This is a genomic window from Streptococcus suis (assembly GCF_002964045.1).
Taxonomy (GTDB): Bacteria; Bacillota; Bacilli; order Lactobacillales; family Streptococcaceae; genus Streptococcus; species Streptococcus suis_U.
In genome coordinates, this window is the sequence record NZ_POPB01000082.1 from 1 (window position 1) to 278 (window position 278).

Annotated in this window: 1 protein-coding gene; it reads right to left on the bottom strand. The window is 32.4% G+C overall.

Annotated elements, in window-relative coordinates; translation table 11 throughout:
• Nucleotides 1-31: 31 nt before the first annotated feature.
• Nucleotides 32-278: hypothetical protein (locus C1E99_RS14555; RefSeq protein WP_161951110.1), on the bottom strand; the 247-nt coding region annotated here is incomplete at its 5' end.

Genomic DNA, 278 nt, shown 5'->3' on the forward strand with positions numbered 1-278 from the left:
TCTACTTCTTTTTCATTATACCATATTCTAGTTATATGAGTACAGATCCATCAATAAAATCATCAATTTTTGGTATTGATTTTACACCTGCTATTGTAGAACGTCCAAATTTAGTTAACTTAATTTCTGAATAGTCGCCTACGTATTGAATATACCCTGCTCTCTTTAACGCATCAACAATTTCATAACAGCTATCTTTTGGAATGGAGATAATTTTCGGTATATCACTTACAATATCATCCCATTGACGTTTTTCTCTCCCTTCAAAGCCACTCAAC